Source organism: Thiomonas sp. OC7 (assembly GCF_900634595.1).
Classification (GTDB): Bacteria; Pseudomonadota; Gammaproteobacteria; order Burkholderiales; family Burkholderiaceae_C; genus Thiomonas; species Thiomonas arsenitoxydans.
Map to the genome: position 1 here is coordinate 2,388,460 of NZ_LR131953.1, position 14,370 is coordinate 2,402,829.

The 14,370-nt window shown below is 61.5% G+C and carries 14 protein-coding genes, 1 tRNA gene and 1 other RNA gene; 13 read left to right on the forward strand and 3 right to left on the reverse strand.

The window, feature by feature from the left end; genetic code table 11:
* Positions 1-20 precede the first annotated feature (20 nt).
* From ispE to BIO17B3_RS11430, 4 genes are all read left to right on the forward strand, one after another.
* Positions 21-1,052 (forward strand): 4-(cytidine 5'-diphospho)-2-C-methyl-D-erythritol kinase, encoded by a 1,032-nt coding sequence (ispE, locus tag BIO17B3_RS11415; protein WP_156054156.1) that lies wholly within the window; start codon positions 21-23, stop codon positions 1,050-1,052.
* Between the two features lie 84 nt (positions 1,053-1,136).
* Positions 1,137-1,213 (forward strand) — tRNA-Gln (locus BIO17B3_RS11420).
* Between the two features lie 106 nt (positions 1,214-1,319).
* Positions 1,320-2,291 (forward strand): ribose-phosphate pyrophosphokinase, encoded by a 972-nt coding sequence (locus BIO17B3_RS11425; RefSeq protein ID WP_013104515.1) that lies wholly within the window; start codon positions 1,320-1,322, stop codon positions 2,289-2,291.
* Positions 2,292-2,395: 104 nt separating this feature from the next.
* Complete coding sequence (locus BIO17B3_RS11430; RefSeq protein ID WP_013104516.1) at positions 2,396-3,013, forward strand: 50S ribosomal protein L25/general stress protein Ctc; 618 nt, start codon at positions 2,396-2,398, stop codon at positions 3,011-3,013.
* An 85-nt stretch (positions 3,014-3,098) separates the two neighbouring features.
* Here the strand turns inward: BIO17B3_RS11430 and BIO17B3_RS11435 are convergent, their stop codons facing one another.
* On the reverse strand, positions 3,099-3,503 hold the full coding sequence (locus BIO17B3_RS11435; protein ID WP_156054157.1) for an acyl-CoA thioesterase: 405 nt from the start codon (positions 3,501-3,503) through the stop codon (positions 3,099-3,101).
* A gap of 141 nt (positions 3,504-3,644) precedes the next feature.
* On the opposite strand from BIO17B3_RS11435, the gene BIO17B3_RS11440 reads away from it, so the two are divergent.
* The 6 genes from BIO17B3_RS11440 to pyrC all read left to right on the forward strand — a co-directional run bounded on the left by BIO17B3_RS11440 (position 3,645) and on the right by pyrC (position 9,917).
* On the forward strand, positions 3,645-5,483 hold the full coding sequence (locus BIO17B3_RS11440) for an ABC transporter ATP-binding protein/permease (protein ID WP_156054158.1): 1,839 nt from the start codon (positions 3,645-3,647) through the stop codon (positions 5,481-5,483).
* A gap of 98 nt (positions 5,484-5,581) precedes the next feature.
* Positions 5,582-6,475, forward strand: a complete 894-nt coding sequence (locus BIO17B3_RS11445) for a transporter substrate-binding domain-containing protein (RefSeq protein WP_156054159.1) — start codon at positions 5,582-5,584, stop codon at positions 6,473-6,475.
* An 86-nt stretch (positions 6,476-6,561) separates the two neighbouring features.
* Positions 6,562-7,290, forward strand: coding sequence for an amino acid ABC transporter permease (locus BIO17B3_RS11450; protein WP_156054160.1), 729 nt, complete (start codon positions 6,562-6,564; stop codon positions 7,288-7,290).
* Complete coding sequence (locus BIO17B3_RS11455) at positions 7,290-7,976, forward strand: amino acid ABC transporter permease (RefSeq protein WP_013122133.1); 687 nt, start codon at positions 7,290-7,292, stop codon at positions 7,974-7,976. Before BIO17B3_RS11450 ends, BIO17B3_RS11455 begins: the two co-directional genes overlap by 1 nt.
* A gap of 66 nt (positions 7,977-8,042) precedes the next feature.
* The gene (locus tag BIO17B3_RS11460) at positions 8,043-8,777 is read left to right on the forward strand and encodes an amino acid ABC transporter ATP-binding protein (protein WP_156055283.1); all 735 of its coding nucleotides are present in this window, start codon (positions 8,043-8,045) and stop codon (positions 8,775-8,777) included.
* A gap of 69 nt (positions 8,778-8,846) precedes the next feature.
* Complete coding sequence (pyrC, locus tag BIO17B3_RS11465) at positions 8,847-9,917, forward strand: dihydroorotase (protein ID WP_156054161.1); 1,071 nt, start codon at positions 8,847-8,849, stop codon at positions 9,915-9,917.
* Between the two features lie 46 nt (positions 9,918-9,963).
* Here pyrC and BIO17B3_RS11470 read toward each other — a convergent pair whose 3' ends face one another.
* Positions 9,964-10,755 carry an MBL fold metallo-hydrolase gene (locus tag BIO17B3_RS11470; protein ID WP_013104524.1) on the reverse strand — a complete coding sequence of 264 codons (792 nt, stop codon included), beginning with the start codon at positions 10,753-10,755 and terminating at the stop codon, positions 9,964-9,966.
* A gap of 199 nt (positions 10,756-10,954) precedes the next feature.
* Positions 10,955-12,175 (reverse strand): RNA-guided endonuclease TnpB family protein, encoded by a 1,221-nt coding sequence (locus BIO17B3_RS11475; protein ID WP_156054162.1) that lies wholly within the window; start codon positions 12,173-12,175, stop codon positions 10,955-10,957.
* A gap of 130 nt (positions 12,176-12,305) precedes the next feature.
* On the opposite strand from BIO17B3_RS11475, the gene rnpB reads away from it, so the two are divergent.
* The 3 genes from rnpB (at position 12,306) to rsmH (ending at position 14,362) form a co-directional block, all read left to right on the forward strand.
* Positions 12,306-12,650, forward strand: an RNA gene (rnpB, locus tag BIO17B3_RS11480) — RNase P RNA component class A.
* Between the two features lie 323 nt (positions 12,651-12,973).
* Entirely contained in the window at positions 12,974-13,402 is a 429-nt protein-coding gene (gene mraZ, locus BIO17B3_RS11485) for a division/cell wall cluster transcriptional repressor MraZ (RefSeq protein WP_013104526.1), read from the forward strand.
* 24 nt (positions 13,403-13,426) lie between these two features.
* On the forward strand, positions 13,427-14,362 hold the full coding sequence (rsmH, locus tag BIO17B3_RS11490; protein ID WP_156054163.1) for a 16S rRNA (cytosine(1402)-N(4))-methyltransferase RsmH: 936 nt from the start codon (positions 13,427-13,429) through the stop codon (positions 14,360-14,362).
* Positions 14,363-14,370 lie beyond the last annotated feature (8 nt).

A 14,370-nucleotide genomic window follows, 5' to 3' on the forward strand; every position in this document is an offset into this window, starting at 1 on the left:
AGCGCTGCGGCGCTTGATTCATGCGTGCCCTGTTCAATCTGCCCGCCCCGGCGAAAATCAACTGGTTTTTGCACGTCACCGGCAAGCGCCCCGACGGCTATCACACCCTGCAGACGGTCTTTCAGTTCATCGATTGGTGCGACACGCTCGATCTGATCCGGCGTGACGATGGTCTCATCCACCGCATCGGCGCTGACGAACTGCCGCGAGACGACCTTTGCGTGCGCGCCGCCCGCCTGCTCCAACAGGCGACGCAGTGCGACAGCGGGGTCGATATCCATCTGCGCAAGTGCATTCCGCAACAGGCCGGGCTCGGCGGCGGAAGTTCCGATGCTGCCACGGTACTGATCGGCCTCAACCGTCTCTGGCGCCTCGACCTGCCGCGCGCCAAATTGATGCAACTCGCCTTGCAACTCGGCGCCGACGTGCCGATTTTCATCTACGGCCGCAACGCCTGGGCCGAGGGCGTCGGCGAGCAGTTGCAGCCAATCGATCTGCCCGCGCCGAGTTTTGCTGTGGTGCATCCGGCACGCGGCCTGTCCACGCGTGCGGTGTTTTCCACCCTTGACTTGACAACCAAAAATCCCGAAGAAACAATAGCAGGCTTTGCTGAATGGCTGGGCGAATTTTTCGCACTGGATGAGCAGCAGAAAAATCGGCACCAGAAAAGTCAGAGCAAAAACTGTCAACAAGACGATCAGCAAAGCAGTCTTTGCCCTGTCTGGGGCAGAAACGATTTGCAGCCCGGCGCCGAGGTGCTGGAGCCTGAGGTGACTCAGGCACTGCAGATTTTGCGTACTGCGTTGATGGGGCCGCTGGCAGCACACTCGCCGACGTTGCGTTCTGAGTTGCTTTTCGATGCGCGAATGACGGGTTCTGGCAGCGCAGTTTTTGCTTTGATCGGTGCGTCAGATCGATCTGGTTTGCCGAGCAGGCACGGGCCGTCTGATGAGGTGTTGGGTGGTTTGCCGGACTTGTTGCCTGAGGGTTGGCAGGGCCGGTTGTGCGAGGGTTTGCGCGAGCATCCGTTGTGCGATTGGATTGACGCATAATGTTGGGCTCGCGCTGCCGTAATGCATTAGATTTTGACAGACAGTTTTTTATCATTTGCCATCGTCGATGGTGGTGAATGAAGATGGGGAGTCGCCAAGTTGGTTAAGGCACCGGATTTTGATTCCGGCATTCGAGGGTTCGAGTCCTTCCTCCCCAGCCACGATTTTTGAAAGCGTTTCGCTTGCGGCGCTGCAGACCGCGGGCTCTGCCGGAGAGAACAAAAGTTCCGGCACTTCAGGCGCACTGAATAAGCGCAACACTCCACCATGACACCGAATCCGGCGGACTTCATCTTGTTCACCGGCAATGCCAATCCGGCGCTTGCCCAGGAAGTTGCGGAACAACTCGGCATTGGCCTCGGTCAGGCCTATATCGGGCGGTTCTCCGACGGTGAAGTGACCGTCGAGATTCAGCAAAACGTGCGCGCCCGAGAGGTGTTCATCGTTCAGTCCACCTGCGCGCCGACCAATGACAACCTGATGGAACTGCTCATCATGGTCGATGCGCTCAAGCGCGCTTCGGCCGAGCGCATCACGGCGGTCATTCCCTATTTCGGCTATGCGCGGCAAGACCGGCGTCCGCGCTCAGCGCGCGTGCCCATTACCGCCAAGGTCGTGGCCAATATGCTGCAGGCCGCAGGCGTGGCGCGCGTGGTCACCATGGACCTGCATGCCGATCAGGTGCAAGGATTTTTCGACATTCCGGTCGACAACATCTACGCCTCGCCGATTCTGCTCTCCGACCTGCGCGAAAAGAATTACAGCGACCTCATCGTGGTCTCGCCCGATATCGGCGGTGTGGTGCGCGCCCGCGCGCTGGCCAAATTGATGGACTGCGATCTGGCCATCATCGACAAACGCCGTCCCAAGCCGAATGTCTCGGAAGTGATGAACGTCATCGGCGAGATCGACGGACGCAACTGCATCATCATGGACGACATGGTCGATACCGCCGGTACGCTGACCAAGGCGGCCGAGGTGCTCAAGGCGCGCGGCGCCAAGCGCGTCATGGCGTACTGCACGCACCCCGTGCTGTCGGGCCCGGCGATCCAGCGTCTTCAAAGCAGCGCAATCGACGAACTGGTCGTGACCAACACCATCCCGCTGCGCCAGGAAGCGCGCGAATGCGGCAAGGTTCGCCAGCTCTCCGCCGCCCCGCTTATCGCGCAGACGCTGCAGCGCATTGCCTACGGCGGGTCGGTGCTGCAGTTGTTCAACGAGCAGGAAACCTTGTTCTGACGCTGTTGTGATTTTGTACCTGTCGGATGTTCCGGCAGGTTGTCACGGCGCTGGTCGCAGGCGCCGTTCACCACGGGGCGAGTCCCCTTTTTTCAGGAGTCGACATGAAAGTCGTCGCATTCGAACGTAGTTTGCAGGGCACCGGTGCGAGCCGCCGCCTGCGTCGCGCCGGGAAGACCCCCGGCATTATTTACGGTGGCGAGCAAGCGCCCCAGATGATCGAACTCGATCACAACGCGCTTTATCACGCGTTGAAAAAAGAGCAGTTCCACTCCTCTGTGCTGCAGCTGGAAATTGCCGGCAAATCCAGCCAGGTGCTGCTGCGTGATTACCAGATGCACCCCTTCAAGCAACTGGTGCTGCACGTGGATTTCCAGCGTGTGGACGCCGGACACAAGATTTCCATGAAGGTGCCGTTGCACTTCACCGGCGCGGAAAATTCGCCTGCGGTCAAGCTCAGCCACGGCCTGGTCAACCATGTGATGACCGAAGTGGAAGTGTCTTGCCTGCCGTCCGAACTGCCCGAGTTCATCGAAGTCGATCTGAGCGAATTGGTTCTGCACCAGAGCGTGCACGTCAACGATCTCAAGCTGCCCAAGGGCGTGTCGGTGCTCACGCACGGGGTGGACAATCCTGCGGTCGTGACCGTCAGCCCGCCGCCGGGTGGGGTGGGTGAAGAGGGCGCAGAAGGTGCGGCTGCTGCCGAAGGCGAAAGCAAGTAAATCGGCTTTTTCCAGCCACAAGGCCGCCTGGGGGAACCTGAAGGCGGCCTTGTTGTTTTTGGAATCACGGTGAGACTTCGGGCGATTATGGTCGATCAACCGGCTGATCCACTGGCCTTGGGCGGCGGTCTTCGCCCACGGCGACATAGGTCAACAGCGCCTCGGTCACTTTGATGACCTCGACGTTCGATGGCGTGCGCTGGGCATAGACCTCTACCCGCACGGTGACCGACGTGTGGCCCACATGGTCGATTTCGGTGAAAAACGACAGCACGTCGCCCACCAGCACCGGCTGCTTGAACACAAACTCCTTGACCGCCACGGTCGCCACCCGCCCCTTGGCACGCCAGGCCGCAGCGATGCCCCCGGCGATGTCGACCTGCGCCATGATCCAGCCCCCGAAAATGTCGCCGTGCATGTTCACATCGGCAGGTCGGGCCTGGGTACGCAGCGTGGGCACGCGGTCGGGGAGTCGAGGGTCGGTGGTCATGAGGGGCTCCAAGCAGGGCGCCGTTGCGGCGCGGATAATCAGGCTGCGAAGTTTAGGGGCAGCTCACGAAGTTCGTGCCCCGCGCTGCTCTGCTCCGCCCTGATCGTTCATCGGCCCCTATTGGCCAAATCCCGTTAGTCCATGCACGCCCGATCCTCTCCTGCATTGCCCGAGCCGTCCTCCCATGCCACGGCAGCGCGTTCGCGCTGGGCGGTGGTTTCCGCGCTTTGGCCCTATCTGTGGGAATACCGCGGCCGGGTGTTGTTGGCGCTGGCGATGATGATCGCCGCCAAGGTGGCCAACGTCGGCGTGCCCATTGTGCTCAAGGACATCGTCAATGCGCTCGATCTCAAGCCGGGCGATCCGCGTGCGGTGCTGGTGGTGCCGGTGGCGCTGCTGGTGGCCTATGGCCTGCTTCGTCTGAGCGTGTCGCTGTTTACCGAGTTGCGCGAGGTGGTGTTTTCGCGCGTGACGCAAGGCGCGGTGCGCAAGATTGCGCTGCAGGTGTTCGACCATTTGTTCAGTCTGAGCATGCGCTATCACCTGGAGCGCCAGACAGGCGGCATGTCGCGCGATATGGAGCGGGGCACGCGGGCCATCTCCAGCCTGGTGTCGTTCACCCTCTACAGTATTCTGCCCACCTTGGTGGAAATGGCGCTGGTCATCGGCATTCTGCTGGTCAAGTACGACATCTGGTTCGCGGGCATCGCGCTGGTGGCGCTGGTGCTGTATGTGGCGTTCACCGTCACCGTGACCGAATGGCGCACGCAGCTACGCCGCGAAATGAACACGCAGGATTCGCGCGCCAACCAGCGCGCCATCGATGCACTGTTGAATTATGAGACGGTGAAAATGTTCGGCAACGAGGCGCTGGAGTCGACTCGCTACGACGACAACCTCAGAGCCTGGATGCGCGCGGCCATCAAGTCGCAGAACTCGCTGTCGCTGCTCAACCTTGGGCAGAGCCTGATCATCGCTGCCGCCGTCACCCTGCTGGTCTGGCGGGCGACCGTCGGTGTGGTCAGTGGCAGCATGAATCTGGGTGATCTGGTGCTGGTCAACGCCTTCATGCTGCAGCTCTACGCGCCGCTGAGTTTTCTGGGCGTGATCTACCGCGAGATCCGGCAGTCCACCACGGATCTGGAGCGCATGTTCACCATTCTGGAAGAGCACCAGGAAATCAAGGACCCGCCTCAGGCGCCAGCTTTGCAGGTCGGACGGGGCGAAGTGCGTTTCGAGAATGTGCGCTTTGGCTATGGGGCCGACCGCGTCATTCTCGATGGGCTGGACTTCACCGTGCCCGCCGGAGAAACAGTGGCCATCGTCGGCCCTTCCGGCGCGGGAAAATCCACGCTGGCGCGTCTGTTGTTTCGCTTTTACGCGCCGCAGTCCGGGCGCATTCTGATCGACGGCCAGGACATCGCCCAAGTCACGCAAGCCAGTGTGCGCCGCGCCATCGGCATCGTGCCGCAGGACACGGTGCTGTTCAACGACACCATTGGCTACAACATCGCCTACGGCAAACCCGGCGCCAGCGCGGCCGAGGTGGAGGCGGTGGCGCGCGCCGCGCATATCCACGACTTCATCGTCAGCACGCCCCAAGGCTATGAGACGCAGGTGGGCGAGCGCGGCCTGAAGTTGTCCGGCGGAGAGAAGCAGCGCGTGGCCATTGCCCGTGCCCTGCTGAAAAATCCGCCCATCCTGATTTTCGACGAAGCCACCTCGCAGCTCGACTCGCACAATGAAAAGGCGATTCAGGCGGAAATACGCGCGGCTTCGCGCGACCGCACTGCCATTGTGATCGCTCACCGCCTGTCCACCGTGGTCGATGCGCATCAGATTCTGGTGGTGGAAAGCGGGCGCGTGGTCGAACGCGGCACCCACGCGCAACTGCTGCAGGCGCGCGGCCTGTACGCCCGCATGTGGAATCTGCAGCAAGATAGGGCGGCTCACCCCGAAGCGTCTGCGGCGATGGCCTGATGCTGGAACGGAGTTTGCGTACACCTATTGCGCATTTGTGACCCACGGTTACACTTGTGCGATTCGTTCACCCCATTCCTACATTCACGGAGATTCGCATGATCAAAAAACTGTTTGGTTTGACCATCCTGGCTGCGGCCGCAATTTCTTGCGCTCAGGCAGCCGAGCTCACCGGCACGCTGAAAAAAGTGAAGGAAACCAACAGCATCACCGTCGGTTACCGCGAGTCGTCGATTCCCTTCTCCTACCTCGACAACAACGGCAAACCCATCGGCTACGCGATGGAGCTGTGCGGCAAGGTGGTCGATGCCGTCAAGGCCGACCTGAAAATGCCCGGTCTGAAAGTGAACTACACCCCGGTCACGTCGAGCAACCGCATTCCCCTGCTCGAAAACGGCACCATCGACCTGGAGTGCGGCTCCACCACCAACTCGGTCGCGCGCCAGAAACAGGTGGCTTTCGGGCCGACCTACTTCGTTATCAACGTGACGGCTGCGGTGAAAAAAGATTCGGGCATCAGCGATTTTGCGCAACTGGCGGGTAAGACCATCGTCACCACCTCGGGCACGACCGCCGTGCCGCTGCTGAAAAAGTACGAAAAAACCAAGGACATGGAATTCAAGGAAATCTACGGCAAGGATCACGCCGAGAGCTTCCTGCTGATGGCCGATGGCCGGGCTTCCGCGTTCGTGATGGACGACATTCTGCTGGCCGGGCAGATCGCCAACTCCAAGGATCCGGCGGCCTACAAAATCCTGCCCGGTTCGCTGCGACAAGAGCCTTACAGCATGATGCTGCGCAAGGATGATCCGCAGTTCAAGGCGCTGGTCGACAAGACCATCGATGGCGTGATGAAGTCGGGCGAGATCAACAAGATCTACGCCAAGTGGTTCACCAGCCCGATTCCGCCCAAGGGCATCAACCTGAACTTCCCGGAAACCCCCGCGATCAAGGAAGCCTTCGCCCACCCGAACGACAAGGGCGTCGAATAAGCAGCGCCAGGTTGGCAAGGAACCAAGCCGGCAGCTTTGCCGGCTTTTTTCCATGGTGAAATGACGCAGGCAGACGAGGGGAAGACATGCTGGGTTTAGGCATTTTTTTGGAAGACACGCCGGACGGCGACACCACCTGGGGCATGTCGCTGCTTTCCGGGCTGGAATACACCCTGTTGCTGGTGGTCTGCGCCTGGGTGATCGCCATGATGCTCGGCTCGGTGCTGGGGGTGGTGCGCACCACCAAGCATCGCTTTTGGGTGATGCTGGGCAACGGCTATGTGGAACTGTTCCGCAACATCCCCCTTCTGGTGCAGTTTTTCCTCTGGTATTTCGTGCTGCCCAGCGTGATTCCGCCGCTCAAACGATTTGCCAACGCGGTTGATCCGGGCACCTTCCAGATTCTCACGGCCGTGGTTTGCCTCGGGCTGTTCACCGCGGCGCGGATTGCCGAGCAGGTCAAGTCGGGCATTCAGTCGCTGCCGCGCGGGCAGACTTTCGCCGGGCTGGCGCTCGGGCTGACGCCCACGCAGACCTACCGCTACGTGCTGCTGCCCATGGCGTACCGCATCATCATTCCGCCGCTCACCTCCGAGTCGATGAACCTGGTGAAGAACTCCGCAGTGGCCTACTCCATCGGCCTGACTGAACTGTTTTTCCGCACCCGCGAGATGGGAGAGATGACCTTCCGCTACTTCGCGGCCTTCGGCGCGGCCACGGTGCTGTATGTCGCGGTGGCGTTTTCCATCAACCGCATCATGGCGTGGGTGGAGCGCGCCACGGCGGTGCCGGGCTATATGGGCGGGAGCAAGTGATGGGCGATTTTGACTTTGGCTCCATAGTCTCGGTGCTGCCCTTTTTGCTCAAGGGGCTGACCTACACCATCCAACTCACCGTGGTGGCGGCCATCGGCGGCACGCTGCTGGGTATTTTGCTAGCGCTGGCGCGGCTGTCGCACCTGAAGTGGCTGTCCTTGCTGGCGGCGGGCTACATCAATCTGATGCGCTCGATTCCGCTGTTGTTGGTGATTTTCTGGTTCTACTTCCTGGTGCCGGTGATGCTGCAGTCGATCACCGGATCGGACTATCCGCCCAAGATCGGTGCAGAGCGCTCGGCCTATTTCACCTTCATTTTGTTCGAGGCGGCGTATTTCGCGGAGATCGTGCGTGCGGGCATCCAGAGCATTCCCAAAGGGCAACTCGGCGCAGCCTATGCGCTGGGCCTGACCTACGCGCAGTCGATGCGGCTGATCATCCTGCCGCAGGCGCTGCGCAATATGCTGCCGGTGCTGCTCACCCAGACCATCGTGCTGTTCCAGGACGTGTCGCTGGTGGCGCTGCTCAATGTCACCGACTTTGTTGGCGCGGCGATGAAAATCGCGCAGCGCGACAGCCGCGTGGTCGAGATGTACACCTTGGTGGCCGTGGTGTATTTCGTGCTGAGTTTCCTGCTGTCGCAAGGCGTCAAGCGCCTGCATCAGCGCATCGCCATCGTGCGGTAATGCGATAAGTCATTTTCAATGGATCGTTCCATGACCCAGAATTCTGCCCAGGGCGCCAGCGCGCCGATGATCGATATTCGCCAGATCAGCAAGTGGTACGGCGACTTCCAGGTGCTCACCGACTGTTCCACGCAGATTGCGCGCGGCGAAGTGGTGGTGGTGTGCGGGCCGTCGGGCTCGGGCAAGTCCACGCTGATCAAGTGCGTCAACGCGCTCGAACCCTTTCAGAAGGGCGACGTGGTGGTGGATGGCACGTCGATTGCCGACCCCAAAACCAATCTGCCCAAGCTGCGCGCGCGCGTGGGCATGGTGTTTCAGCACTTCGAGTTGTTTCCGCACCTGACGGTGACCGACAACCTCACGCTCGCCCAGATCAAGGTGCTCGGGCGCAGCAAGGCCGAGGCGCGCGAAAAGGGCCTGCTCTACCTCGACCGCGTGGGCCTTTCGATGCACAAGGACAAATTCCCCGGACAACTCTCTGGTGGACAGCAGCAGCGCGTGGCCATCGCGCGTGCGCTGGCGATGGATCCGATTGCCATGCTGTTCGATGAACCGACCTCGGCGCTCGATCCGGAGATGGTGGGCGAAGTGCTCGACGTCATGGTCAAGCTCGCCGAAGAGGGCATGACCATGATGGTGGTCACGCACGAAATGGGCTTTGCGCGCAAGGTGTCGCACCGCGTGGTGTTCATGGATGCCGGGCGCGTGGTGGAAGATTGCCCGACGCCGCAGTTTTTCTCGACCAGCGAACAGCGCAGCGAGCGCGCCGCGCACTTCCTGGCAAAAATCCTGCAGCACTGAACGACTGCCGCTTCATTGCGCGGCAGTGCGGGGCGTAGCATGTCGGCGTTGCCGTTTTCGCCACCCGACATGACCTCGAACCCCACGCTCACCCTTACGCGCCCCGACGATTTTCACCTGCATCTGCGTGATGGCGCCGCCATGCGTGATGCGCTGCCCTGGACGGCACGGCAATTCGCTCGGGCCATCGTCATGCCCAATCTCAAGCCGCCCGTGGTGCATCTGCGGCAGGCTCTCGACTACCGCGCACGCATCGTGGCCGCCTTGCCTGAGGACAGCAATTTCACCCCGCTGATGACGCTCTATCTCACCGACGACACCACCCCGGCGATGGTGACCGAGGCGAAGAACAGCGGCGTGGTGCATGCGTTCAAGCTCTACCCGGCGGGCGCAACGACCAATTCGGACAGCGGAGTGACCGAACTCAAGCGCATCTATCCGGCGCTCGACGCCATGCAGCAGGTCGGGATGCCGCTGTTGATTCACGGCGAAGTGACCGACCCCGAGGTGGATGTGTTCGACCGCGAGGCGGTGTTCATCGAGCGGCATCTCATCGCTCTGCGCCGCGCTTTTCCCGAGCTCAAGATCGTGCTGGAGCACATCACCACGGCCCAGGCCGCCGCGTTCATTCAAGAGGCGCACGACCGGGATGCCCAGGGTGCGCCTCTTCTGGCCGCAACCCTCACGGCGCATCATCTGCTGCACAACCGCAATGCCATGTTCAAAGGCGGCATGCGGCCCCACTACTACTGCCTGCCCGTGCTCAAGCGCGAGACCCACCGCCAGGCTCTGCTCGATGTCGCCACGAGCGGAGACGACCGTTTCTTTCTCGGCACCGACTCCGCGCCGCATGCGCGCAACACCAAGGAAACGGCCTGCGGCTGCGCCGGTTGCTTCACGGCGGCCAATGCGCTGGAGTTGTACTGCGCGGCTTTCGAGCAGCGCAATGCTTTGCACCGACTCGACGATTTCGCCAGCCGTTTCGGCGCGGCGTTCTACGGTTTGCCGCGCAATACGGGCTCGATCACCCTGGAGCGCCGGAGCTGGCAGGTGCCCGACACGCTGCCCTATGCCGACGCCGACATCGTGCCTCTGCACGCGGGCGAAGCGATGGATTGGCAGGTGCAGGTCGGGGTTTGATTCCGTGGCGTTCGATATCGCGGAGTTCGATCTCGCTTTGCGCGAACTACCCGGCCAGCGGAATCGGCAGGTCGGGCACCCGGTAATTGCTCGTGGTCATCAGGTCGATGCCGCAACTCAGGCCCTCGGCCCAGTCGATGAATTGCGCCACGGCCGGTTTGCCCTTGATGGGGGAGCCATGCTGCGGCACGATCATCTCGATGTCCAGCGTGCGCACCATGCTGGCCCAATACCGCAGGATCTTGTTCGACACCATGTAGCGGCGGTGGAAGGCTTCCATATGGGGCAGGGCATCGGCCAGTTGCGCAAACGGGCGGCCCGCCTGCGCACCGCTGACGAGTGAAACCCCCAGATCGCCCGAGAACAGGATTTTGCTGATCGGGTCATAAAACTGGAAGTTGCCCTCTGCGTGCAAAAAGTGCGCCGGCAGCAGCACGATGTCGCTCTTGCCCAGGCGCAGCGTTCCTCCGGCGTCAGGCACGGCGATGATGCGTTTGTCGGTTTTGCCGAGCTTGCAGAAATGCGGAGCAAAACGCGCCCACAGACGAGAGATCACCAGATCGGCCTTGGAGGCGGTCATCCAGCGGTCTAGTGAGGCGATGATGTCCGGGTCGGCATGCGAAGCCAGCAGGTAGTGCAAGTCTTGCGGCGCCATGTATTTGCGCATGGTCAGCGTGAGTTCGTTGAACGTCATATTGCCGCCCGGATCGATGAGCGCGCCCTGGCCGTGGTCGATGAGGAGGAATTGATTGGCCTGCACGGCGTCGCCGTCGTCTTCGACCAGATCGCTGAACATGAGGCACAGATGCGTGCCGTTGTTGAATAGTTCTGTCGCCACGGAATTCGCTCTTTCGCTGAACCGCAAAAAATGTAAAGGCGAATCATCCGATCTTTTGAATACATGAAGCTTTGCGCTGCATCAAAGGCAGGGCATTCTGGGGGCTGCAACCGGGGCGGCGAGGTTTCTCCTTGACATCCTCCCCGCCCTTGGCCTGCGGCCACCGCTTGCGCGGGAAGGGCGGCGATTCCTACGGCTCTCAGGCTCGACACCCGGCCGCCCCTGAGTCGCTTCGGTGGGTTCCTGCTGCTGGCGGCCTTGCTGCACCGCTCACTTCACAGGCGAACCGGGCGTGTCCCGCCCTTAGAACATTGATCGCGCCGACCAGATCGGCGTTTTCCTCGAAGCCGCATGCGACACAGAGGAATTGCGCTTGCGTCTGGCGGTTTTCCGCCGACACATAGCCACAACACGGGCAGGTGCGGCTCGTGTACTGCGGCGGCACGACAACAAGCCAGCCGCCGTTCCACGCCAACTTGTAGTCCAGTTGGCGGCGGAACTCGAACCAACCTTGGTCAAGGATAGCTTTGTTCAGGCCGGACTTAGCCCGAACATTTCGACCCGGCTTCTCGGTGGTGCCCGCCGCCGATTTGGACATGTTCCTCACCTGCAAGTCCTCGATACACACCATCGCGTGGTTTTGGCTGATCGCGGTCGATGTCTTGTGCAGGTAGTCGCGGCGGGCGTTGCCGATGCGGGAATGGATGCGTTGGACGCGGGCTTTGGCCTTCCTCCAGTTGTTGCTGAATTTCTGCTTGCGGCTCATGGCCTGCTGCGCTTTGCGCAGCCTCACCTCATGCCGCTTGAAGCTGCCCAGTGGCGCGTAGAACGTGCCGTCCGAGAGCGCGGCGAACCGGGCAATGCCCATGTCGATGCCGATGGCGTCGCCCTGCGGAATCGGCTGCTTGACCTCACGTTCGGTCTGGATCGACACAAACCATTTGCCGCCCGACTGGCTGACGGTGACATTCCTCACCGCGCCCAGTACCTCGCGGCTGAAGCGAGCTCGCAGCCAGCCGAGCTTGGGCAGGAACAGGCGGTTGTTGCCCTGATCGAGCTTGATCTGCTTGGGATCGGGGTAACGGAAGCTATCGCTCTGCCCCTTTTTCTTGAATCGCGGGAAATCGGCGCGCTTGGCGAAGAAGTTGGTGTATGCCCGCTCCAAGTCCTTGAGCGTCTGTTGCAGCGGGTGGATCGGCGCATCGGAGAGCCAAGGCGTCTCCACGCTGTTGCGCCATTCGGTGAGCATCTTGCACAGGCCGGCGTAGCCCAGCTTCTTCTCGCCGCGATCAAAGCGTTCCTTCTGCAAGGCCAGCGCCTTGTTGAACACGAACCGGCACGAGCCCGCGAAGCGGCGCATCTGGCGCTGCTGCTCGCCGGTTGGCATGAGTGCGAACTTGAAGGCTTGGAGGCGTTGCATGACTGAGATAATATACAGCTCATTAGACTGATCAAGGCATACAAGGACGGCTACGCTGACGCCGTCCGCGCTATCCTTCCCCGCCCTGAACGGCGGGGCTTGTCGCGCACTGGGTCATAATGCAGCCTGCGAAGTGGGGTGGGCAGTCGCGGTGTGCTTCAGGCGCAACGAGGAAGGTCCGGACTCCATAGGGCGGGATGACGGCTAACGGCCGTGCATGGTGACGTGACGAACAGGGCCACAGAGACGAGTAAACGCCGGGCAACCGGCGTGGACGTGAAACGCGGCAACCTCCATCCGGAGCAACACCAAATAGGCAGACGCGCCAGCGGCAACGCTGGCACAGCGCGGCCCGCGCGAGTCTGCGGGTAGGTGGCTTGAGCCGCGCAGCAATGCGCGGCCTAGAGGAATGGCTGCCACGGTGCGGGTGCAAGCCCGCGCTGCACAGAATCCGGCTTATAGCCCCGCTTCGCACTTTTCCCCTCAGTTTTTACAACCCCGATCGGGTGCGGATGGGTGCTGCCCGTCATCCGTCAAGGTGCAGATGCGCTTCCATTTCTAGAAAGAACATTCAAGGCATACTCTAAATTGTTCATTTTTATAAGAAACATGCTCATTTACTGGTTTCATAAACAGTATCTAAGTCCTTGTTTTGTAAAAGAAATTTCAGGGTTTCAGGCTTGACCGCAGCTGTCACGATCCCCTAAAGTGGCGAATAGTGCAAAAAAGTGGGGAATAGTGCAGAGCACTGCGCCATTTCACCGGCCCCACTGCAGCACGGCAACCGCGGGCGACTTCATGTTTATTGGCATTTCGGCACTCACTCTGGACGGCAAAGGTCGTATGACCGTGCCTGCCCGGCATCGTGATCTGCTGATGGCGCGCTCGCAGGGGCGGCTCACGCTGACCAAAAGCCCCGACGGTTGTCTGCTGATGTTTTCCGACGACGAGTGGACGAGTTTTCGCGACCGGGTGATGCAGTTGCCCATGTCGGCGCAGGGCTGGAAGCGCATCTATCTCGGTCATGCCACCGAAACCGAAATGGACGGCACCGGGCGCGTGCTGATTTCGCCCGAATTACGTCAGGCCGTCGGTCTGGAGCGCGAGGTCGATCTCATCGGCATGGGGCGTCACTTCGAAATCTGGGATCGCGCCAAACATCAGGCGCAAGAGGCTGCGGTGGTCGAGGCCGGCATGCCCGACGCCGTGCGCGACATTGTGTTGTGACCGTGTATGCCCCACACCACTCCCATGCCCAGCGCCGAAACGGCGCACCGCACCGTGTTGCTGCACGAGGCCGTCGACCAACTGATCACCAACCCGGACGGGGTGTACCTCGACGCGACTTTCGGGCGTGGCGGACACAGCCGGGAAATTCTGCGGCGGCTGTCGCCCGCCGGGCGGCTGATTGCGATCGACCGCGATCCGCAGGCCATCGAAGCCGCGGCCCAGATTCACGATGCGCGTTTTGTGATCAAGCACGCGCCTTTTTCCGAGTTCACGCGGGTGCTGCACGAGCAGGGCGTGGCGCAGGCCGATGGGCTGCTGTTCGATCTGGGTGTGTCGTCGCCGCAACTCGATCAGCCCGAACGCGGCTTCAGTTTCCGCGCTGACGGGCCTTTGGATATGCGGATGGACACCAGCAGCGGGCAAACCGTCGCTGAGTATCTGGCCACGGCCAGCGTGGATGAAATTGCAACCGTGCTGAGGGACTATGGAGACGAACGGGCGGCTGTCCAGATTGCAAAGAAGATTGTGGCTCGCCGCGATGCCGGAGCGCCTCTCGCGCGCAGCGGCGAACTCGCCGCACTGGTTGCCAGTGCCGTCAAGAGCCGTGAGCCGGGCCAGGACCCGGCCACCCGCACGTTTCAAGCTCTTCGGATTCACGTCAATGCCGAGCTTGCGCAAATCGAAACGGCGTTGAGCCAGGTGCTCGACTGCCTTAGGCCGGGCGGGCGGCTGGCCGTGATCAGCTTTCATTCGCTGGAAGACGCGCTGATCAAACGCTTTATTCACCGCCATGCCCGCGCACCGGCGGTTGACCGGCGCCAGCCCTTCGTCCCCGGCGTTTCGGCCGAGTTTCAGCCGCAACTCAAGGAGGTGGTGCGGATGCGGCCTTCGGCGGCGGAAATCAGCGGCAATGCGCGGTCGCGCTCGGCCATGCTGCGCGTGGCGCAACGGGTCTGAGGAACACG